The 1,328-nt window shown below is 42.3% G+C and carries 1 protein-coding gene; it reads left to right on the forward strand.

Features of this window, described 5'->3' with window-relative positions; genetic code table 11:
• A partial coding sequence (locus BMW61_RS21515) for an exonuclease domain-containing protein (protein ID WP_139176522.1) occupies positions 1-1,328 on the forward strand: 1,328 nt, incomplete at both ends.

Genomic DNA, 1,328 nt, shown 5'->3' on the forward strand with positions numbered 1-1,328 from the left:
AAAGATGAGTGATATGGACGGAGTTTCTTCAGTCGAGGATATATGCCTGCAGGCATTTAAGTGGGGAATGCCCGGTATTGCCATAACAGATCACGCTGTGACACAGGCACTTTCCATATGGAGCCATTTTTACAAGGATAAAGGGAAGAAGTACCCGGGGCTTGAAAAATTTAAAGTAATTCCAGGTGTCGAGGGATATCTTGTCGATGACTATAACCAGATTGTCATTAATGAAAAAGGACAGGATTTGGATAATTCAGAAATAGTGGTATTTGATATAGAAACCACCGGACTATCGCCCATAAAGCACAGGATAATAGAGATCGGTGCCGTAAAGCTTAAAGACGGGGAAATAACTGAGAGATTTTCAGAATTCATCAATCCGGAAACTCCTATCCCTCCGCATATAACAAGACTTACCAGCATCATGGATGAGATGGTATGTGATGCCCCTACAATAGATGTCATTCTTCCAAGATTTGTCAGATTCTGCGAAGGGGCGATACTTGTAGGTCATAATGTGACTTTTGACATCGGATTCATAAATCAAAAGTGCAAGGAGCTTGGTTTACCTGCTGATTTTACATGCATAGATACCATGGGATTATCAAGGGCGTTTTATCCGGAGCAGGCACATCATCATCTTGATGCTGTTTGCAAAAAGCTGGGAGTGACTAATGACCACCATCACAGGGCTATTTCAGATGCGGAATGTACAGCAAAGATTTTTGCGATATTCCTTAAAGATATCAATGACAGAGGGATAAACGACCTCAGCGGTTTACATGCGCTTGAAAAAATGGATCCCAAGGCAGTGAGCAGGATGAGATCGCATCATATCATAATATTGGCCAAGAACTCTGTAGGAAGAACAAACCTATACACTCTCATCAGCCTTTCGCACCTCAATTATTTTTACAGAACTCCGAAAATACCCCGTAGTGAGCTGATGAAATACAGGGAAGGCCTGATAATCGGCTCTGCATGCTGCATGGGAGAATTGTATGATGCACTCCTTGAAGACAGGTTAGATGAAGAGATAGCTTCCATAGTAAATTTCTATGACTATCTGGAAATACAGCCAAGGGCAAACAACAAGTTCATGATAGGAAACGAGAAAGAAAAATTCAGCAGCGTAAATTCGGAAGAAGATATCCTGAATCTGAACAGACGCATTGTAAAACTCGGCGAGCAGTATAACAAACCGGTAGTTGCTACCTGCGATGCGCACTTCCTTAACCCGGAGGATGAAATATACCGAAGGGTGATAATGACGATCAAGAATATGACTGACGAAGAACCAGCTCCATTGTACGTCAGGACAACCG

Origin of the sequence: Butyrivibrio sp. ob235, from assembly GCF_900109475.1 — a bacterium.
GTDB lineage: Bacteria > Bacillota > Clostridia > Lachnospirales > Lachnospiraceae > Butyrivibrio.